Raw genomic sequence first — 20,139 nt, 5'->3', positions numbered from 1 at the left:
GCAAACCATTTCCGGAGGGAGTGGTTTTTTTGTTTTTAAAATATTTTCTCTTTTTTAGGAAATGTTTTTCAGTTCTCTATTTACAGAACCGCAATTGGTTTCTATAATATAAATAATTGAAGTTAATTCATACTTATATTATCGGAATTATCGAGAAGAACGGTTGACGCCTTCTTTACGGGGTGCAGCCAAGACTTTTCACCTTGGAAATATAAGAAACCGTTAGACCAAATTTAACTTTCTTATATTTTGAGAAAAAGAAAATTTAATTGAAATGGGAGAGGTTGTTATGAAGAAGGGCGTTGCTTTATTATCCACCGTATTGATTATCGGCAGTTTATTGTTATCCGCATGCTCGGATAAGAGCAGCAGCACACCGGCTGGCAATGTACCTGCTGACAATGCACCGGCAGCTCCGGCGGCAGCGAACGGCAGCAATGCAAGCACAGAAGAACCTGCCGATGCGGCGCAAGGTACAGCCTCGACGATTCAGGCTAGCGACATGTCCAAACTTCCCGCTGCGGCCCAGCAGCGTACAGATACGATCATTGTAGGCCTGACGGATCCAAGCGGCGCGTTCACGCCTTATTTTCAACAGAGCGGTTATGACGGCAATGTGTCTTCCCTGCTTTATACGCCGCTGGTTACGGTTGACGATCAAGGAGTCCCGCAGCCTGCTCTTGCAGAAGGCTGGGATGTCTCTGACGATAATCTCACTTACACCTTCCATCTTCGCAAAGACTTGAAGTTCAGCGACGGGACGCCGATTACCTCTGATGATGTAGCGTTCACCTGGACGATTCTGCATGACAAAGCCTATGACGGCGATTCCCAATTGCCAACGCTGCTTGTCAAAGGCGGCCAGGCATACAAAGAAGGCAAAGCGGAAAGCATTGAGGGCATCAAGGTGATTGACCCCCTGACGATTTCCGTCACGCTGGAAAAACCGAATGCGGCAGCGCTGCTGACGCTTGGCTCCGATGTGCTGTCCAAAGCCTACTACGGCAAGGAATATAAATTCGGCCAGCTGGATTACATCAAGAAGATGCATGAACAACCGGTCGGCAGCGGCCCGTACAAGCTGGAGAAGTTCATTCCCGGTCAGGAAGTCCGGCTTGTAGCCAATGAGAATTACTACAAAGGGAAACCGGCAACGGAGCATTTTATCTATAAAACGTCGGAAGGCGATGTATGGCAGTTTATTGAAACCGGTGAAGTCGATTATGCCTCGTTCACAGCAACGCAGGAAAATATTGATAAGCTGAAAAGCCTCGGGTTCGTTAATATTCTCTCTTACACGCCGAGCACCTACGGATATCTGCAGGTCAATCTGGAGCATGAAGCGTTGAAGGATAAAAAAGTGCGGCAGGCGATCACCTATGGACTGGACCGCCAAAGTATTTATGTTGACGCCAACCAGGGGGCCGCTTCCATCGCCAATATTCCATCGTCACCGATTGCTTGGTCCTATACCGAGGACGGAATCAATCCGTACAAATACGATCCGGATCAGGCGAACAAGCTGCTGGACGAAGCGGGCTGGGTTCCGGGCGCGGACGGCATCCGCGAGAAGGACGGCAAGAAGCTGTCCATTCATTACCTGGGCTCCAAAAGCAAAAACACCGATATCTTTATCGCTGTCGCCAAAGAAAACTTTCAGGCGATTGGCGTCGACTTCCAGCCGGAAGTGTTCGCGGACTTTAATGCCTTGTCATCCAAGGTGGAAGGCGGAGACTACGATCTCGTATCCTTCTCGACGCCGCTGTTGACCGATCCGTCCGATGGCTTGCTGATGTTCGTGGACGGAGAGATCAAGGGCTACGACAATCCGAAATTCAAGGAATTGTACGACAAAGGGCTGGCGACGCTCGATATCGAGCAGCGCAAAGCCATTTACAAAGAAATTTATCAGCTTCTGAACGATGAGCTTCCGGTAATTTTCACCAACTACAAGAAATCGGTGTATGCCTACAACGGCCGGATTCAGAACCTGTCTGTAAGTCCTTTCAACGGACTTGCCGCCAGCCTGCCGAATTGGACCCTGAAATAAATAAACCGTCCCCTGCCTTATATGCTTAAGGGCGGGGGATGCCATTTAAGGAGCCGGTCATGAGCGCTTATCTAACGAAAAGATTGACATACATGGTCGTCATACTGCTCGCAGCTACATTTCTGATCTTCAGCCTGTATGCGTTGACTCCAGGTGATTTCATCACCGGCAACATCAAGCTGACGCCGGAGCGCAAGGCGGAGCTGCGGGAGATTTACGGCCTCAACAAGCCGCTTCTGGAGCGTTACGGCACATGGATGAAGCATGCTTTTCACGGGGATTTCGGTTATTCGCTGGCGCAGCAGAAGCCCGTTCTTACGCTGTTTAACCAATATGTCTGGAATTCCTTCCTGCTGGCGGTTGTATCAACGTTCCTGACCTGGCTGATCGCCGTGATTGTCGGGGTGGTCGCGGCTTACCGGCAGTACTCCTGGTTCGATACGCTGGTGATGGTCGGGATATTCGCCGCCATGTCGATCCCGTCCTTCTTCATTGGCTTGTTCCTGATCAAAATCATGGCGGTCGACTGGAAATGGCTGCCTCCCGGCGGAATGCTGACGACGGGAAGCAACGCAACCGGAATGGCTTATGTGAAGGAAGTCATCCATCATATGGCGCTTCCGGTCATCGTCATGACGCTATTGGGACTCGGCTCGCTGACCCGATATTTCCGCAGCAGCATGATCGACGTCCTCAAGCAGGACTATATCCGTACGGCGCGGGCCAAGGGGCTGAAGGAAAGAAAAGTGCTGTTTACGCATGCGCTGCGAAACGCGCTTCTGCCGGCTATTACCTTGGTCGGCTTCGAGCTTCCGGCGCTGTTCGGCGGATCGCTCATCATTGAGAAAATATTCAACTGGCCGGGAATCGGACAGCTGTATATGCAGTCCTTCTCGCTGCGGGATTATCCGCTGCTTATGGGCTTTACTGTATTTATTGCGATTCTGACGGTCATCGGCACGCTGTTATCGGACATCTTATATCGTGTTGCCGATCCGCGCGTCCGGTTGTAGAAGGGGGCTGTCATGGATGTCAACCATTAGCAGCGGTTTGAGCAAGGTCAATCAAGCTAAGCCGGTTCCGGTAAAATCATCGCTTTGGAAGCAGTCGCTGCGCCGTCTGCTCAAGAATAAGCTGGCGGTCTCCGGCTTTGTCGTCGTCGTCCTCATGTTTGCGGCGTGCTTCATCGGACCGCTGTTCTCGCCTTATACCGACAACAAAATCAATATGGCCATGATGAACAAGGCTCCTGGCCTCAAGCACTGGCTTGGCACGGATGCGCTTGGCCGGGATGTATTGACCCGGGTGCTTCAGGCCGGCCGGATTTCACTGACTGTCGGACTCGCGTCCATGGTGCTTTCGGTCTTTATCGGAGCGCTTCTGGGCACGATTGCCGGCTATTATCGGGGAATTGCGGATCAAATTATTATGCGGATCGCGGATCTGATGCTTACGATTCCGAGTCTTCCGTTATTGTTCATATTCGGCGCGATGCTCTCGGAGTGGAAGGTGCCGACCGATTACCGGATGTATATTGTCATGGTGATGCTCAGCTTTGTCGGCTGGCCGGGACTTGCGCGGATGGTGCGGGGGCAGATGCTCAGCCTCCGCGAACGCGAATTTATGCAGGCCGCGGTCGTGCTCGGCTTGCGCGACCGGCGCAAATTGTTCAACCATCTGCTGCCGAATCTGGTGCCGCTGCTCATTGTTATCGCGACGCTCAATATCGGCGGCGCCATCCTGAGCGAATCGGTTCTGAGCTTCTTCGGTCTTGGCGTCATGCCGCCAACGCCGACCTGGGGCAATATGATCGATTCGGCCAACAACATGATTGATTTTCAGGAGCGGCCATGGCTCTGGATACCGCCGGGTTTCTCGATATTCGCGACGGTCATCGCAATTAACATATTTGGCGATGGGCTCCGGGACGTACTGGACCCCAAACAGAAGAGGTAGGTGACAGACTTCCATGAAAGAGCTGCTTGAGATCAATCACCTCAGCACATATTTTGATACCGAAGCGGGTACGGTCAAAGCGGTTGACGATGTGAGCCTGCGGGTCAAACGTGGAGAGACCGTATGCATTGTCGGGGAGTCCGGCTGCGGAAAAAGCATTACGGCGATGTCGGTGATGGGATTGGTAGAGGGACCGGCCGGCAAAGTCGTGGGCGGAGAGATCGGGTTCGACGGCCGTGACCTGCTCAAATTGGACAAGAATGAGCTGCGTACCATACGCGGTCATGATATTGCGATGATTTTCCAGGAACCGATGTCGTCGCTCAATCCGGTTCTGACGATCGGCGAGCAGCTGATTGAACCGCTGGTCGAGCATTTGAAGATGAGCAAGAAAGCAGCCCGGAAGCGCGCGATTGAGCTCATTACGGAGGTCGGCATCTCCAGGGCCGAGCAGATTGCGGGCAGCTATCCGCATGAGCTCAGCGGCGGTATGCTGCAGCGGATCATGATTGCCATTGCGGTATCCTGCAGTCCCAAGCTGCTGATTGCCGACGAGCCGACGACCGCGCTCGATGTGACCATTCAAGCGCAGATTCTGGATCTGCTCCGCAAGTTCAAAGAAGAGTCGAACATGTCCATTCTGCTCATTACGCATGATCTTGGCGTGGTGGCGGAAATGGCTGATTATGTAATCGTTATGTATTCCGGCAAAATCGTTGAAGAGGGCGAGGTTGTCGAGCTGTTCGAGAATCCCAAGCATCCGTATACGCGGGGGCTGCTGAAATCCAAGCCGGTGCTGGGCCGTCGGCAGGATGACTTATATTCGATCCCGGGACAGGTTCCCAATCCGCTCGACCTGACGCCGTCCTGTTATTTTCATGACCGGTGCGAAAGCTGTATGGCGGTCTGCCAGTCGAAGGAGCCGCAGCTCAAAGCTGTAGCGGCTAAGCAAAAAGTCGCCTGCTGGCTCTATGAGGAGGCGGTCGTTCATGTCTGAGGCGCTGCTTGAAATCAACCATCTGAAAAAATACTTTCCGATCAAATCCGGTCTGCTCAATCGCACGGTGGGGCAGGTCAAAGCGGTAGACGATATCAGCATCACGCTTCAGCCTGGCGAGACCTTCGGTCTTGTCGGTGAATCCGGCAGCGGGAAAAGCACGGTCGGGCGGACGGTTCTGCGGCTGACGGAAAAAACGGCCGGAGAAGTGAAGTATAAAGGAATCGATCTGTACAGCCTCTCCGCGCAGGAGCTTCGCAAGCTGCGACCGAAAATGCAGCTGATCTTCCAGGATCCGTACAGCTCGCTGAATCCGCGTGTTCGCGTAGGCGACGCCATCGGCGAAGCGCTGCTGGACCACGGTCTGGTTTCGGGCGGGGAAGTGCGGGAGCGCGTGGAGGAGGTGCTGGCTTCCTGCGGATTGTCATCCTATCATATCGACCGCTTCCCCCATGAATTCTCAGGCGGGCAGCGTCAACGGATCGGCATCGCCCGGGCGCTCGTGCTGAATCCCGATCTGATTATCGCCGACGAGCCCGTATCCGCTCTGGATGTGTCGATACAGGCCCAGATCATCAACCTTTTCCGCAAGCTGCAGGAGACGCGGGGATTGACCTATCTGTTCATCTCCCATGACTTGAGCGTGGTCGAGCATCTGTGCTCCCGGATCGGCGTCATGTATTTGGGTTCCATGATGGAAACAGCATCCCGGGATGAATTATTCCGCAATCCGTTGCATCCTTATACCAAAGCGCTGCTGTCGGCGGTTCCGGTCCCGATTCCGAAGCTGAAGCGGGAGAGAATCGTGCTGAAAGGCGACATTCCAAGTCCGGCCAATCCGCCGTCGGGCTGCAAGTTTCATACAAGATGCCCTTACGCCACGGATATCTGCAAAGAACAGGTGCCGGAATTCCGCGACGCAGGCGGCAATCACTATGTTGCCTGCCATCTGGTTTAGCGGGGCTTCTTGCGGCGGGAGATCACTCCTGTGCAGCCGAATAACGGTCGAAGCCGCTTCGCGAATGGCGCAGGCGCCAGAGATCGCATTAATAATGCCAGTCAGGTCAAATCCATGACCTGACTGGTTTTTTTGCACTTCTGGAAGAACGGCGGAGAAACACCAGAACAGGTGAGGCGATACGCTTACGTTGCAGCTTGGCAAGCATGAAGGCCATGACAAAATGGGCAAATATAGATAATGACTTTGGAAGACTTAATCTTTATTATGTAAGTATATATAACATATGTGGTAAATGGGATTCCATGAAACGGCAGGAAGAAGAGGGAGCGGATGAAGCATGCAGCGTTTTGATTTGATTGTCAGGGGCGGAATGGCGGTTCTTGCGGATGAGGTAAAACGGCTCGACATCGGGATTATCGGTGGTCGGATTGCAGAGCTGTCGGAACGGATCGATGGCGAAGGCGACCGCCAGATAGATGCCTCGCAGCTGCATATTATGCCGGGGATGATCGATGTGCATGTACACTTCAACGAGCCGGGGCTGGGGGAATGGGAGGGATTCTATCATGGCTCCTCCTCCATGGCCGCAGGAGGATGCACCACCTATTTTGACATGCCGCTCAATGGCGATCCTCCAACTATCCGAATCTCCGCGCTTCAGCAAAAGCTGGAAGCGGCCAAAGGCCAATCCTTCGTCGATTATGCCTTATGGGGAGGACTGGTTCCCCGAAACAGGGATGATCTCGCGGCGCTCGCGCAAAGCGGCATCATCGGCTTTAAGGCATTTATGTCATCCCCGTCGCCATCGGAGGAGGATGAATTCAGAGAAGCGGATGATCTTACGCTTTATGAAGGCATGCAGGAGATTGCGAGGCATCACAAAATTTTGGCCCTGCATGCGGAAAGCGAAGCGATAACGGGCAGGCTGGCTGAGCGCTGTAAGAGGTTGGGCCTGCATTCGGAGGCGGATTATATCGCTTCGCGCCCGGTCATTGCCGAGATGGAAGCTGTGCAGCGCGCATTATTCTTTGCGGAGCAAACCGGCTGCGCGCTGCATTTTGTCCATATCAGCAGCGCCCGTTCCGTTGAATTGATCGATGCCGCCAAGCAGCGCGGAATCGATGTAACGCTGGAGACTTGTCCGCATTATCTGGCTCTGACGGCGGATGACCTGGATACGCTTGGCGGTCTTGCCAAATGCTCGCCTCCTTTAAGAACCCGGCAGGAGCAGGAGCAGCTGTGGGAAGCGCTCTGCGAAGGCAAAATCGACATGATTTCTTCGGACCACTCCCCTTGTCCGCGCTCGATGAAGGAAAATGCCGACGGCAATTTCTTCGCCTTGTGGGGCGGGATTTCCGGCGGACAGAGCAGCATGGAAATTATCATCGACGAAGCGCATATCAAAAGAGGAATTCCGCTGCAGCGGGTGGCGCAGTGGCTGTCTGCAAACCCCGCCAAACGATTCGGGCTTCACCCGCAGAAAGGCGGGATCGCCCTTCATGCGGATGCCGATCTTGCGCTGATCGCGCTGGATCGGACATATGTTTTGCGCGAATCCGATCTGTACTACAGACATCCGCACAGTCCCTATGTCGGGAGGAGGATGGGCTGCCGGATCGAAGCGACGATCAGCCGGGGGCGCCTTGTATATGAGAACGGCCGGGGGCTGCAGGGAGATCCGGACGGACATTGGGTGAGTGTGCAGTGAGTTGAAGCAGGAAGAAGGGGGAGGCGGACGATGGGAGAAGGAGCGGATACCCCGGTTTCAATCGGCGAGAAGCAGCTGGCGCAGTTTGCGGCGGAGGCGGAAACGATCATTAATGAGCTGGCTTCGTTCGGAGCTGAAGCGGACGGGGGAGTTACCCGTCTGCTCTACTCTGAAGCCTGGCGCGGCGGGCAAGAGGCGCTTGCAAGGCGGATGAGGCGCATGGGCCTTGAAGTGCGGCAGGATCAGGCGGGCAATGTCTTCGGCCGGTTAACCGGAATGGATGCGGCAGCGCCTTCGATTCTTACCGGATCCCATGTGGATACCGTGCGCTGCGGCGGTAGCTATGACGGTATTTACGGGATTGCCGCCGGGCTGATTGCGCTGCGTTATTTGAAACTAACCTGCGGGCAGCCGCAGCGCAGTCTCGAGGCGGTTTCGTTCTGCGAGGAGGAAGGGAGCCGGTTTCCCATCGCATTCTGGGGGTCCGGAAGCATTACCGGCTTTCGCGGGGAGGAGCATATCCGGGGGATATACGACGATAACGGCATTGCTTTTCGCGAAGCCATGGAGGCGGCAGGATTCGGAAATCCGCAGCAGCCTGCCAGCCGGCGGGACGATATTGCGGCTTTTATCGAGCTGCATGTCGAGCAGGGCGTGATCCTGGAGCGCATGGAGCAGACGATCGGAATCGTTGATGCGATTGTCGGGCAGAAGCGTTATGTCATTGAACTGAGTGGCGAGGCCAATCACGCCGGAACGACGCCGATGCGGATGCGCAAGGATGCGCTCAGCGGCGCTGCGGAGATGATTGTTTATTTGGAGCAGGAGGCGCTCCGCCTCGGAGAGCCGCTTGTCGCTACCGTCGGAAAAATCGAAGCGGTGCCCAATACATCGAATGTCGTCGCCGGGAAAGTAATCTTTACGCTGGATATCCGGCATCCAGGTGAAGCGGAGCTGGAAAGCTTTTGCGGGGCTGTATTGACCCGTCTTGAGGAGATAGCACATATCCGGGGATTATCACTGGACTGCCGGAAAAGCCTGGATGTTGCGCCTGCCAGGATGGATCACGGTTTATCGCATAGACTGGAGCAGATTTGCCAGGCCAAGTCGCTCTCCTATCGCAGAATGGTCAGCGGCGCCGGACATGACGCACAGGTTTTTCAGCGGTATTGTCCGACAGCTCTGCTATTCGTTCCAAGCTGCCGGGGCATCAGCCACTCGCCTGAGGAATATACGCTGCCTCAGGATATGGCGGCGGGGATTGCTGTCCTGATCGAGCTGCTCTATCAGCTTGGGTACGCGCAAGGAGGATAACAACCTGTTGGGATCGGCCATGTGCTTTGCCAGGCAGCCTTTGCCAAAGGCGGTTCAGTGAGCGGCTCACTCCCAAGCAATGTACAAGACGCCTCAAAACCACTCTGACAGTGGCGATGGAGGCGTCTTTTCATTGAATTTCAGTAGATGTCCAGTGTTTACCAGTAGGAATAGATGCAGTGAGGTTATTCCTTGCTAGAGGTCCAAAAGATGCCGAATAAAGCATGAATTTCCTCATTGGAGGATATCCTTGGATCAGGGGGATCAATGAGATATCCGTCTGACATTGGCTGCTGTATAGCAATCAGAGATATTGCGAATTCATGGCCTGGAGCTTTTGTTTCGTATACGCTATGGCCTGAGCGGGATACAGAATCCTGGCGTCTCTCCCCAGCTTCCAGATCAGATCCACATAAAACTTCAGATTTTCAACAGGGACCAAAATAGTTGCCGTGCCGCTGCCGTCTTCGCGGCGTTCAAGGGCAGAACCGAACCAGATATCCGTTTCGAGCGCCCACACACCATTGGGAGTGAGCTCGATGGTCAGAGAAGTTTGCTCCGACTGGCTTTTTTCAGGCGTATTCTGCAGATTCCATTGCTCCACATCATCCGACCACGGTATGGCATCGTTCAAGGTGGCAGAGAGAATCCGGTCTGCACGGAACAATCGCTGCTCGCTGCGCAGTATACAGTAAGCGGGACAATACCAGTAGCCATCGCTCGAATAGAGGCCGATCGGCTGAATATTCCGCTCTGTCGTGCCGCTGCGCGAGCTGTATTCGATCGTCACCACTTTACGGATCATGATGGCCTGCAGCAGTGTTCGCAGACAGTCCGGAGACATTCTGCGGTGAGGGCTCCAGATGGCCACTTTGTTTTGCAAACGGTCTATTTGTTCCTTGACGTCAGCAGGCAGGTAATGATAAAACTTGTGAAGCGCGGAGCTTGCTCCCTCGTCAAAAGGCAAGGAGCCGAAATACTGCAGGGACTGGCAGGCGAAAAACAGGGCCACCGCTTCGCTTTCCGTGAATGCGATCGGCGGCAGTATCCGGTCCTGCAGCAGCTTATAGCCGCCTCCCCTCCCCTGGACGGAATAGATGGGGACGCCAAGCTCACTGAGCTCTAGCAAATCGCGGGTTATCGTCCGGTAGGACAGTCCGAATTCATCAGCCAGCTCCTGAACGGTAAAGGATTTTTTGGCGTTAATTATCATAATAAGCCGGATAAGACGCTGCGCCTTTAACACAAATACCATCCCCTCTCCGTTTTTTTTATTTTACCATAATAATAGGACAGAAATTGACCGGTTTATACGGTAAGATCTCTACAAAGGATATCAACTGGAGGGGGAATCAGGATGAACGTTAAACAACAATCCGAAGACAGGATCGGTTTGGTCTTTATTTATGGTGCGGGCCTGAATCGCGGAATTTGGGAGCAGGTCGTTGAAGGATTGGAAAATCCCTGTTTATTGGTTGACTTCCCGCTGCGCGGCGGCAATAACGAAACAGCGCAAGGACTTTCACTGGATCATTATACGGCCTATATCCGGGAACAAATAGAGGAATGGGAAGTAAAAAAATTCATTATTGTGGCCCATTCGCTCGGGGGAATTCCCGCTCTGAAGGCTGCCGCGGGGTTGTCCGGGCGTCTGGCCGGATTCGCGGCCGTCGGAGCGGCAATCCCCGGGAATGGCGGGTCCTTTCTTTCCATTTTGCCATTCCCCAAACGTCTTCTCATGTCCATCCTGCTGCGAAAGCTGGGCACACGGCCCCCCGAATCTGCCATCCGTTCGGGTTTATGCAATGATTTGTCGCCGGAACAGGCGGCAGAGGTTGTGCGGGAGTTTGTCCCGGAATCGGTCCGCGTCTACACGGACCGATCAAATGCGGATATTCCTCCGGTGCCGAAGCTGTATATTAAACTGCTGAACGATAGAGAGCTCAGTAAGGCTCAGCAGGACAAAATGATTGCAAACTTTACCCCTGAGCACATTGCCAGCTTGAACACAGGCCACCTGCCAATGCTCAGCGATCCGGACGGATTGCGCCTTGCGCTGCAGACCTTTTTGGCGAAGCTGCCCCTCCAATAAAAGGGGAGCACACCGCAACCGGATGCCGCCTGGACAAAAAAGAACCCTCACTTATGTTCATAAAGGAGGGTTTGTTGAGATGCTTTATTGAGTTGTCCCGTTGGTAGTATATGATTCTATTAAAATAGTCGTGCCGGGATAGATAAACACTTTTATGTACTTTACGGATGAATGTACCTTGTACAAACGCCTATTTTCAATAGAAATAGATAGGAGTCTATGAGCTGTAAGACAAATGTCCATGCCTTCGATAGATCGATGGAGTACTATACATCAAATCTAACTGGAGGTGTGTGTGAATTGGGTTGTCCTGTGATAAAACCAAAAAAAGACTGTAAAAAGAAAACAGTCAAGCGAAAAATCCGTCGCCCGAAGAAAAATTGCTGCTGCAAGAAAATCGTCGTCAAAAAGCAAGTGGTGGTTGTCAATCTTCCTCAAGGAGCTGATATAGGTGCTGCCGGAGCGGTAGGGGCCGCAGGCAGTGTAGGAGCTGCAGGCAATGTAGGAGCTGCAGGCAATGTAGGCACAGCAGGCAGTGTAGGATCTGCCGGTTCAGTAGGCAACGTAGGAGCTGCCGGATCTGTTGGTACGGCAGGCAGTGTAGGCAGCGCAGGTGCGGTAGGCCCCGCAGGCACAGTAGGCTCCGCGGGAAGCGTAGGCGCCGCGGGCACTGTAGGCGCTGCAGGCAGTGTAGGAGCTGCGGGAAGCGTGGGTGCTGTTGGAGCAACAGGAGCTACAGGCCCTGCCGGAGGGATTTCCCAGTTCGGGTATGTTTATAACCTGGCATCCCGAGTGGTTCCTATAGAGGCGGATGTTATCTTCGATACGAATGGTCTTCTGACGCCTGGAATTACGCATGCCCCCGGAACAACTCAGATCGCAGTTACCGATGCGGGTACCTATGAGGTTACTTTTTCCGTGTCGGGTGTGGAGCCTAACCAGTTCGCACTATTCCTGAATGGGGCTCTGGTTGCCGGAACTATATACGGCTCCGGTGCCGGCACGCAGCAAAACAACGGGCAGGCTATAATCGCTTTGGCTTCCGGCGATGTGCTCACGCTGCGCAATCATAGCTCATCTGCCGCAGTTACCCTTCAGTCGCTGGCAGGAGGCACGCAAGCCAACGTGAACGCCTCTGTTGTTATCAAGAGATTGGCTTAGACCCGCGAATAGATCAGGTACAGCCGGAAGCAGCTCTTTTTCCCGGAGCTGCTTCTTTGCTGATTTGTCTTGGAGATGCGGTTTCAGGGTGAAGGTTTGTCCATTCTTTACAAAAGTCCTGTCGGTCTTCTCTTAAGACGGAAGAGGTGCCAAGAAACAAGGAAACGAAAGTCCGTTTCGGGCATATTGACACCCGCATACCTTTAAAGCATGGGGATCAGCGATTCTGCAGAAAATGGGCATATTCCAATGGCCTCTTATAGACGGTGCTTTTATTGCGGAAAGCTTGATACAGACTCTTTTGCGGTTTGCCGTTTACTTCAATAATCCAGGGATGACAATCGTTGTCCAGCGCCAAATCGACGCTAAGCTCCCCTAAATGCAGGCCGCTGCTTGTCTCGATGGTTTTTGCAGCCTGCAAGCTGATCTCATGAATCCGGTTTAAAATAGCGCCGGCTTGTTCTTGCGGATATAAATAATTGAACGCCTCTATAGACGAGCACATCTTCTCAAATATGCTGGTGTTAAAGCATCCTTTATAGGCCACTCTGCTGATTACACTGGTTACAGACCATATGCCCGTCTTATTTTTTTGCACAAGCACGCGAATGTCGAAGATTCTCCCGGCTAATCGCTGTGTAGGGACTCCCCTTTGTATGATGTACGGTTCGGAGCCGAGAAGAGTCTGCACGCTCTCCAGAAACTGCGGAATATTGCTGGCTATGATACTGGGTTGAATATAATGCTCGCCGATGTGGATTTCGCCGGAATCTTTCAGTTCTACACGATATACCCCTTTGCCCTTATTGCCGTAACAAGGCTTGAGATAGAGAAGTTTATGAGCAGCAAGCATTTCGACCGCGTTCTTCCGGTCAAAAGGAAGGGTCTCGGGCAGATAAGGAACAAGCGACTTGGTTAGATGATTGTGAGTTTCATATTTATTGAGATGATTGATATGGTTGAAGCATTTGTTTCGTCCGATTACGGCTTCCAGTTGTTCAATCATCTCTTGTTTCAGCTCATAACAGCGGTTGTAGATCACCTTCGGAAAAGGAAATATGCTAATCGCCCATTTGCCTCTGGAGCGGTGAAGTCCGGTAATCCTGTTCCGCTGCCAGTCGATATCGGCCGGTGTGAAACAGAAAAGTTTGAAATGGGTTGTGTTGTGCCGAAGATAGTTGATAAGCGAAGATTTTCTTATTTTGCGGGTAGCGACCATAATGCCGAGTAAAGTTCCGGTTCTGTACATTCTTTATCTCTCCTATTCCCGAAAAGCCTGTCAAGAACAGGGTATGTCTCAAATAAGGAAACGCTTGGACAACAATACACTTGAACAAAAATATGTGTTTGCACCCTTTTCCGCTATTGGGAATAAATTGATTCGAGCAAAGCCTTTCTACTACTTTAAGAAAAGGCTGTTTTGTGCGGATGGTTTATGCATTTGATATTATGCAGGTAGTTGTATTCATTTATGAGGAGCTTGCATCTTAATGGGTAAATGATCAGGCCCTCCCGGGCTCCGGGACCACATAGAAAAAAGGGCTGAGCAGCGGTAAAAGTCTCCTGCTCAACCCTTTGGTTATAGATATTGCGGCTGGATGGCCTGCAGCCCAAGGATTGCTGCTGCAGGCATCGGCCAGCCCCTGCTGTGTGCCGTCATCTTAAGCGATTAATAAATCCGATGCTTCCAGCCGCTTAATTTGGCGACTGCTTCCACATAGTAATAGTCTCCATATATGAGAGAGACATCAATGAAAGAGGTGCCGCTCCCAGTACCGTGGAGCAGAATAGCTTCATGCTCCGGCAGTTCCCATGTGGCGTAATTCTCGGTTAGAGAACGAAGGATCCGCCCGGCTGCTCCGAGGTACAGCTGTTTCTCCCCTGCAGTCACGACTTCCGCGATTTCCAACAGGCCGGAAGCTGCAATAGCTGCGGCCGAGCTGTCTCTTGACTGACCTTCCAGCGACTCCAGCCGGAAATCCCAGTACGGGACATGATCCTCCGGCAAAGCTGCGATAAAATAATGCGCGATCCGTTTGGCCGTGTTGAGGAAACGTACATCGCCTGTGTTCCGGTAGGTATTGATAAAGCCGTACAGCCCCCAGGAAGCGCCGCGGCTCCAGCAGGATTCCACTGAATGGCCCTGCCCCCCGAAGGATTCGATGAATCCGCCGTTCTCCGGATCGAAGGACAAAATATGTTTTGTGGACCCGTCTTCGCGGATGCCATATTCCATGGTCGTCTCGGCATGCGCAATGGCAATATGCTTGTACCGGGGGTCTCCGCTTACTTTGCTTGCCCAGAAGAGAAGCGAGATATTAATCATGCAATCGATAATGGCCCAGCCATGCCTGTCGGCATTCCACGCGCGGATGAAGCGTCCGACGGGGTTATACCGGCCGGCAAGAAAATTGGCGGCTTCGATGCCCCTCCGGAAGCCGTCCGCATCCCCCGTCATTTTATGCTTGATAACGGCGGTCGACAGGAACTGAAAGCCGACATCATGGTGCAGCTCCTCGGTCGGTTTGACGAACCATTCCTCCAATACTTGATCATAATTCCAGGCCGCATCCCTGTAGCACTCCTTGCCTGTCATGTCGTACATAATCCAGAGCATTCCCGGATAGAAGCCGGTTGTCCACCAGTCCGAGCCAATGTTATCGAATTTTCCATCTTCTCCGGCAAAATGAGGATAGGTTCCCGCAAGCTTGCCGATCGAATTGCCGATCTTGGCATCAAGACGGCTTATTACTTCCTGCCAGTAGGACTGGGTCATTCTCTCTACCTCCAAAGGTTGGTTTATATGATAAGTGTAGCGCTTTCAGAATCAAAAAAGTGGCGGTAGATTGTGAGAAAACGTTCCTATATTGTCATGTTGATTGCTCAGCAAGGGAATCCGGATGAATACCACTACCCCGCCGCCGGGCTCCTTGTTTCTGATTTCAATCCCATAGACCGCCCCGAAGAAGGCCTCGAATCTTTCTTTCACATTGCGGATTCCATACCCGCCGGTCTTGCCGTTCTTGTCGGAATTCCAGTTCGCTTTGAGCCCGACTCCGTCATCCGCTATCGTAATCATAATGGCTTCCGCATAGGGCTCTCTGGCCGCGTGGATCCTGATGCTCCCGGCTGTTCTTCCGTCGAAGCCATGCATAATGGCATTCTCGATAAAGGGCTGCAAAGTCATTTTCGGAATATAAAAGCCTTCCAGATGCTCCGGTACCTCGACCTGCACGGTTAAACCTTCCTCCCAGCGCAGCTGCTGAATCTGCATATAGCAGCTGGCATGCATAAGCTCTTCGCGGATCGTTATCAGGCTTTCCCCGTTGGATAAGCCGATCCGGAACATTTTGCCCATCAGCTCCAGTATTTCGCTCATCTTATCCTGACCGGACCCAAGGGCCATCCAATTCAGCTGGTCCAGGGTGTTGTAGAGAAAATGCGGATTGATCATCGCCTGCAGCGCCTTGATCTCCGCTTTCTTTTGCCTTTTGTACTGATTTTCCAGAGATTGATACAGCTCCTGAATGCGGTCCATCAGCTTTCTGTAGCCCGAGAACAATACGCCGTATTCATTCGTATAATCCTCCGGGAGCTTCACTTTATTGGCATTCGTCGTGTATCGGCCCATCTCATGCAGCAGCAGCCGGATCGGCTTGATAAACTGGTTGGAGAACAATAAAGTGAAGAATAACGCCAGAAAGATGGTCAGTATCCCGACAAGGGACAAAATAAACGCATTATGAACGCTGCTCGAAGTAATCTGCTTCCAGGGCGTGAATTCCACGATCGTCCAATCCGAATTAAAGTGCTTGGACCACACCATCAGATGGCTGTTGGCGTTGGCCAGCGTATAGCCTTCCGTCTTCACTCTTAAATATCCGGATTCGTCGTTCATGGAAGGAAGAAAATCGCCTAAATTATCCCGGAGCTCCGGGTCTCCTATAGAGGTAATTGCCCTCCCCCCGGAATCCAGCAGAATGCGGTTGGCATCGGCCGTCTCCCCTTGGACCAGAGCCTGAATGGCTGCGGCTTTAATGTTCAACAGCAGTAATCCGCTGTATTCGCCGGAGGGGGAATAGACCTTCCGGGCAAAGCTGATAACGGCAAATTCGCCGTTGAACAGCGTGATCATCCGCTCGCCGATCCAGGTGAAATCCGCCTTCTGGACCCAGTCGTACCAGATCTCCTTCCTGGCTTTCTCTTCTTCGATAAATACGACCGGAGTCTGCGATTGGCTGGGAATGGCATTCTTCGTGTAGAACTGGATGGAGGATATCATCGGCGTAGCATACGTGATATTGGCGAGAAATTCTTCAATCTCCGCGCTCCTGGTATGATCGGAATAATTGTCATTGGACTGGGAGTAGTCTGATAACAGGGGGTTTCTTGAGGCCGCGAGGGAGGTCTGCTCGAACGAACGCATTTGAATGCCGATTTTGCTGTTCAGCTCGTTCAGCACATTTTGCTGATAATAAGACGTGTTCTTCACTATTTCCTGCGCGGACAGCGAATAAGCAAGTCCGATCACCACAACCAGAAGGATGACCATAAAGCCGGAAAATCCGCCGTACAGCAAATAATAAATCGGATATTTTTTGAATATATGCTTCATTTATTCTCACACCCTCAAAAGTGACTTTATCTGCTCAGTTCCGCCGGGGTGACACCAAAATGCTTTTTGAACGTCGTACTGAAATAAGGAATATTCTTGTACCCGACACTCTCCGCAATCTCGTAAATTTTCAGCGTCCCCATCAACAGCAGGCTTTTGGCCTTCTCCATCCGCACCCGGATAATGTAGTTGTTGATCGTTTCCCCGGTAGCATTTTTAAAAATCAAGCTTAAGTAATTCCGCGATATAAACACCTTATCGGCGAGCTCGGCCAATGTGATTTCCCGCGTGTAGTTCTCGTGAATATACTGCTTCATAAAATCGACAGCCTGTTTGTGGGAGCGCTTGCCCGAATCGTGATATTCGTACAAGCTGGAGGCGGGAATGACGGAAGCCTCCTGGGTCAGAAAATGGAATGCTTCCTCCAATGAATCGGACAGCTTGGACCAATGCTTCTTGAGGCCGCCGATACCGATACGGAGCGAAACGTACAGATACTTTTGCACGCATTCGATAATTCTCCCGGCGATTGTCGTAATGCCGTCCTTAAGCTCCTCGTATGTGGCGTCCTGATCAACATGTATAATCAATGCCGCATGATAGCCATGCAGTTCGACGAAGTCAAACGAAAGATTTTCTTCGCCCAGAATTTCCTGAATGATGTTCTGAATGGCAAACCGGAACAGAAAACGGTCGGAAGTGCCAACCTCGGCAATGCGCGTTGTCCTCATGATTTCAATTCCGAGAACCAGATGGCTTCGGTCAATGCCGCTGCTGAACAGCGGATGCTCTTTGTTCCAGTGATCCATGCTGCCCGTAACCGCGGTTTTCAGCCACTCCTTATGGGCTAACGGCTCATACAGGCCGACCTTTTCCTTGAGCTCGTTTTGCTCCTTCCGGAGCCGGTTCTCCTGCTCGACCGCCTGGATAACGCGCTGAAGCGCTTCGCGGAGCGTGTGTCTGGACACGGGCTTGGATAAATAGTCTTCCACGTTCAGCCTCAATGCCTTGCGGGCAAATTCGAAATCGGAATAGCCGCTGTGAATGAGAAACTTGCCCCCATAGCGTTCTTCCCGCAGCTGCTCGATCATTTTCAGCCCGTCCATGACAGGCATATAAACATCCGTAATGACGATATCCGGTTTCGTTTGGCGGATCAGTTCAAGCCCCTTGGCGCCGTTCGTGCTTTCTCCCGCCCATTCGGCGCCGATCTCCTTCCAGGGAATCACCTGCTTCATTCCTTTAAGTACCTGCCGGTCATCATCGATGATTGCGATTTTCCACATGGATATCCCTCCCGCTGAGAATGTAGGACTAATTTGAAAGAAATAGTGATATACCCTCATAGGTTTGCAGCCTGATGAAAACTATAATTAGAGAAAATCACAGTAAATGAGGTGGACTTCATGAAAGACGGTTCGACATCGACAATACCCCTGCCATCGGCCAAGCGCCACAAACCCAGGATCAAGCGCTGGGAGTCGCCGATTGCCGGCTATTTATTCATTTCGCCGTGGCTGGTCGGCTTGCTCGGCCTGACCTTGTATCCCATTATACAGTCACTCTACTATTCCTTTACCGATTTCTCCCTCCTTGAAAAGCCTAATTGGGTAGGGCTTAGCAATTACAACAAAATATTAACATCAGATGATAGCTTTATACAAGCGGTCAAGGTGACATTCCTTTATGTTGCGGCTTCAACCCCGTTAAGACTGATTGCTGCCTTGTTCGTGGCCATATTGCTTGCAAAAAATGTAAAAGGCATGTCAGCTTACAGAACGGCGATTTATTTTCCTTCCTTGATTGGAGGAAGCATCGCCGTATCGATTCTATGGAAGAACATTTTCGGAAAAGAAGGCTTCATTAACAATATACTGGCCGAATTCGGCATACAAGGGGCCGGATGGGTGACCAATCCCGATACGGCGTTATGGACGCTGGTGCTGCTCGTGGGCTGGCAGTTCGGTTCCGCCATGGTTGTTTTCCTTGCCGGGCTGAAGCAGATACCTGGTGATCTGTACGAAGCATCGTCTGTTGACGGGGCGGGCAAGGTGAGACAGTTTTTTAGGATTACACTGCCTATGCTTTCGCCTACGATCTATTTCAATACCGTGATGGGAATTATTGGAGCCTTCCAAATGTTCACCCCGGCGATGATCATCACGAACGGCGGACCCGCCAACTCGACTTACGTCTACTCGCTTTATCTATATGAACGCGCTTTCAGCAGGCTTCAAATGGGATATGCCTCGGGCCTTGCCTGGATCATGCTCCTGATTATAGTAGCTTCAACGGCACTTATATTCCTGACCTCGAAGTATTGGGTGTTTTATGAAGATGAAGGGAGGAAAAGACGATGAACGTGAGACGGAATATCCTGTTCAGGCATTTGGGACTCATTTTGCTCAGCTTGATTATGATTTATCCCGTCATCTGGTGGGTCGGCGCTTCCCTGAAATCGAATCAGGAGATGAGCCTGCCCGGATTGTTTCCGGCAAGTCCGCTGTGGAGCAATTTCAAGGATGGCTGGTACGCCATACCCGGCCACTCCTTTACCGATTTCTATCTCAATAACCTGCAGCTGGAGCTGGGCATTCTGATAACGACCGTTCTATCCTGCAGTCTTGTCGCTTTTGGTTTTGCCCGGCTGGATTTTCCGCTTCGCAATTTCTGGTTTTCCATTTTGATGCTAACGCTCATGCTTCCCGGACAGGTGACGATTATCCCGCAATATACGCTGTTTCACAGCCTTGGTTGGGTAAATACTTACTTGCCCTTCATTGTTCCCCATTCTCTTGCAGGCGGGTCGGGGGGCGCATTCTTCGTATTCCTGCTTGTGCAATTTATTAGAGGGATTCCCAGAGAACTGGACGAATCCGCCAAAATCGACGGCTGCAGCTGGTTTGGGATTTATTGGAGAATTGTGATTCCTTTAACAAAACCGGCGCTTGTTACCGTGTTCATCTACTGCTTTCTGTGGAATTGGGACGACTTCTTCGGCCATTTGCTTTATATTAATTCAGTTGATAAATATACGGTTGGCCTGGCGCTGCGCATGTTCAATGATTCGCAGTCGGTCCAGGAATGGGGACAGCTGTTGGCCATGGGTCTGGTGTCCGTAATCCCTTCGGCGATTATCTTCTTCCTCGCCCAAAAGCATTTTGTTGAAGGGATTGCCACTTCAGGCATCAAAGGTTAGAACTATATTCTGACAATATTGAAACAAATTGTGTTTTAGTATTATATTAATGGGCTTGTCATGTTGCTATGATGGGGCTGTAAGCG

General features: G+C 51.9%; 16 protein-coding genes. 11 read left to right on the top strand and 5 right to left on the bottom strand.

The annotated features are described in order from the left end of the window. The first annotated feature begins 289 nt into the window (after window positions 1-289). The 7 genes from AC0YOA_RS19775 (at window position 290) to allC (ending at window position 8,986) form a co-directional block, all read left to right on the top strand. Window positions 290-2,050: an ABC transporter substrate-binding protein gene (locus AC0YOA_RS19775; RefSeq protein ID WP_475788054.1), complete on the top strand. Its 1,761-nt coding sequence runs from the start codon at window positions 290-292 to the stop codon at window positions 2,048-2,050. A 59-nt stretch (window positions 2,051-2,109) separates the two neighbouring features. Then, window positions 2,110-3,063 (top strand): ABC transporter permease, encoded by a 954-nt coding sequence (locus tag AC0YOA_RS19770; RefSeq protein WP_475788053.1) that lies wholly within the window; start codon window positions 2,110-2,112, stop codon window positions 3,061-3,063. A 16-nt stretch (window positions 3,064-3,079) separates the two neighbouring features. Continuing rightward, window positions 3,080-4,006 carry an oligopeptide ABC transporter permease gene (gene opp4C / locus AC0YOA_RS19765; protein ID WP_475788052.1) on the top strand — a complete coding sequence of 309 codons (927 nt, stop codon included), beginning with the start codon at window positions 3,080-3,082 and terminating at the stop codon, window positions 4,004-4,006. Between the two features lie 13 nt (window positions 4,007-4,019). Next, on the top strand, window positions 4,020-5,003 hold the full coding sequence (locus AC0YOA_RS19760) for an ABC transporter ATP-binding protein (protein WP_475788051.1): 984 nt from the start codon (window positions 4,020-4,022) through the stop codon (window positions 5,001-5,003). After that, entirely contained in the window at window positions 4,996-5,961 is a 966-nt protein-coding gene (locus AC0YOA_RS19755; RefSeq protein ID WP_475788050.1) for an ABC transporter ATP-binding protein, read from the top strand. Before AC0YOA_RS19760 ends, AC0YOA_RS19755 begins: the two co-directional genes overlap by 8 nt. 340 nt (window positions 5,962-6,301) lie before the next feature. Next, on the top strand, window positions 6,302-7,672 hold the full coding sequence (locus AC0YOA_RS19750) for an allantoinase (protein WP_475788049.1): 1,371 nt from the start codon (window positions 6,302-6,304) through the stop codon (window positions 7,670-7,672). A gap of 30 nt (window positions 7,673-7,702) precedes the next feature. Continuing rightward, a complete protein-coding gene (gene allC / locus AC0YOA_RS19745) occupies window positions 7,703-8,986 on the top strand; it encodes an allantoate deiminase (RefSeq protein WP_475788048.1) in 1,284 nt (427 codons plus the stop codon). 304 nt (window positions 8,987-9,290) lie between these two features. Here the strand turns inward: allC and AC0YOA_RS19740 are convergent, their stop codons facing one another. Further along, a complete protein-coding gene (locus tag AC0YOA_RS19740) occupies window positions 9,291-10,241 on the bottom strand; it encodes a helix-turn-helix transcriptional regulator (protein WP_475788047.1) in 951 nt (316 codons plus the stop codon). A gap of 102 nt (window positions 10,242-10,343) precedes the next feature. On the opposite strand from AC0YOA_RS19740, the gene AC0YOA_RS19735 reads away from it, so the two are divergent. Then, complete coding sequence (locus AC0YOA_RS19735) at window positions 10,344-11,078, top strand: alpha/beta fold hydrolase (RefSeq protein ID WP_475788046.1); 735 nt, start codon at window positions 10,344-10,346, stop codon at window positions 11,076-11,078. A 312-nt stretch (window positions 11,079-11,390) separates the two neighbouring features. Next, window positions 11,391-12,239, top strand: coding sequence for a BclA C-terminal domain-containing protein (locus AC0YOA_RS19730; RefSeq protein WP_475788045.1), 849 nt, complete (start codon window positions 11,391-11,393; stop codon window positions 12,237-12,239). 217 nt (window positions 12,240-12,456) lie between these two features. Here AC0YOA_RS19730 and AC0YOA_RS19725 read toward each other — a convergent pair whose 3' ends face one another. The 4 genes from AC0YOA_RS19725 to AC0YOA_RS19710 form a co-directional block, all read right to left on the bottom strand. Continuing rightward, the gene (locus tag AC0YOA_RS19725; RefSeq protein ID WP_475788044.1) at window positions 12,457-13,488 is read right to left on the bottom strand and encodes a YheC/YheD family endospore coat-associated protein; all 1,032 of its coding nucleotides are present in this window, start codon (window positions 13,486-13,488) and stop codon (window positions 12,457-12,459) included. Window positions 13,489-13,908: 420 nt separating this feature from the next. Then, a complete protein-coding gene (locus AC0YOA_RS19720; RefSeq protein WP_475788043.1) occupies window positions 13,909-15,015 on the bottom strand; it encodes a glycoside hydrolase family 88 protein in 1,107 nt (368 codons plus the stop codon). 51 nt (window positions 15,016-15,066) lie between these two features. Next, window positions 15,067-16,854, bottom strand: coding sequence for a cache domain-containing sensor histidine kinase (locus AC0YOA_RS19715; protein WP_475788042.1), 1,788 nt, complete (start codon window positions 16,852-16,854; stop codon window positions 15,067-15,069). A 26-nt stretch (window positions 16,855-16,880) separates the two neighbouring features. Further along, window positions 16,881-18,140, bottom strand: a complete 1,260-nt coding sequence (locus AC0YOA_RS19710) for a response regulator (protein WP_475788041.1) — start codon at window positions 18,138-18,140, stop codon at window positions 16,881-16,883. A 120-nt stretch (window positions 18,141-18,260) separates the two neighbouring features. On the opposite strand from AC0YOA_RS19710, the gene AC0YOA_RS19705 reads away from it, so the two are divergent. Further along, window positions 18,261-19,214 (top strand): carbohydrate ABC transporter permease, encoded by a 954-nt coding sequence (locus AC0YOA_RS19705; RefSeq protein ID WP_475788040.1) that lies wholly within the window; start codon window positions 18,261-18,263, stop codon window positions 19,212-19,214. Then, a complete protein-coding gene (locus AC0YOA_RS19700; protein ID WP_210044875.1) occupies window positions 19,211-20,053 on the top strand; it encodes a carbohydrate ABC transporter permease in 843 nt (280 codons plus the stop codon). The genes AC0YOA_RS19705 and AC0YOA_RS19700 overlap by 4 nt, the downstream gene beginning before the upstream one ends. The last annotated feature ends 86 nt before the right edge of the window (window positions 20,054-20,139 follow it).

It is taken from the genome of Paenibacillus sp. JT22N12, assembly GCF_056269365.1.
Note: the sequence above shows the minus strand (reverse complement) of the source record. Positions and strands in the feature narration are given on the sequence as shown.

Coding starts and splice junctions, on each gene's coding strand:
- AC0YOA_RS19710 (WP_475788041.1), bottom strand. CDS start 18,140: ATGTGGAAAATCGCAATCATCGATGATGACCGGCAGGTACTTAAAGGA.
- AC0YOA_RS19705 (WP_475788040.1), top strand. CDS start 18,261: ATGAAAGACGGTTCGACATCGACAATACCCCTGCCATCGGCCAAGCGC.
- AC0YOA_RS19755 (WP_475788050.1), top strand. CDS start 4,996: ATGTCTGAGGCGCTGCTTGAAATCAACCATCTGAAAAAATACTTTCCG.
- AC0YOA_RS19760 (WP_475788051.1), top strand. CDS start 4,020: ATGAAAGAGCTGCTTGAGATCAATCACCTCAGCACATATTTTGATACC.
- AC0YOA_RS19740 (WP_475788047.1), bottom strand. CDS start 10,241: ATGGTATTTGTGTTAAAGGCGCAGCGTCTTATCCGGCTTATTATGATA.
- AC0YOA_RS19715 (WP_475788042.1), bottom strand. CDS start 16,854: ATGAAGCATATATTCAAAAAATATCCGATTTATTATTTGCTGTACGGC.
- AC0YOA_RS19775 (WP_475788054.1), top strand. CDS start 290: ATGAAGAAGGGCGTTGCTTTATTATCCACCGTATTGATTATCGGCAGT.
- AC0YOA_RS19720 (WP_475788043.1), bottom strand. CDS start 15,015: ATGACCCAGTCCTACTGGCAGGAAGTAATAAGCCGTCTTGATGCCAAG.
- AC0YOA_RS19700 (WP_210044875.1), top strand. CDS start 19,211: ATGAACGTGAGACGGAATATCCTGTTCAGGCATTTGGGACTCATTTTG.
- AC0YOA_RS19750 (WP_475788049.1), top strand. CDS start 6,302: ATGCAGCGTTTTGATTTGATTGTCAGGGGCGGAATGGCGGTTCTTGCG.
- AC0YOA_RS19735 (WP_475788046.1), top strand. CDS start 10,344: ATGAACGTTAAACAACAATCCGAAGACAGGATCGGTTTGGTCTTTATT.
- allC (WP_475788048.1), top strand. CDS start 7,703: ATGGGAGAAGGAGCGGATACCCCGGTTTCAATCGGCGAGAAGCAGCTG.
- AC0YOA_RS19770 (WP_475788053.1), top strand. CDS start 2,110: ATGAGCGCTTATCTAACGAAAAGATTGACATACATGGTCGTCATACTG.
- AC0YOA_RS19725 (WP_475788044.1), bottom strand. CDS start 13,488: ATGTACAGAACCGGAACTTTACTCGGCATTATGGTCGCTACCCGCAAA.
- opp4C (WP_475788052.1), top strand. CDS start 3,080: ATGTCAACCATTAGCAGCGGTTTGAGCAAGGTCAATCAAGCTAAGCCG.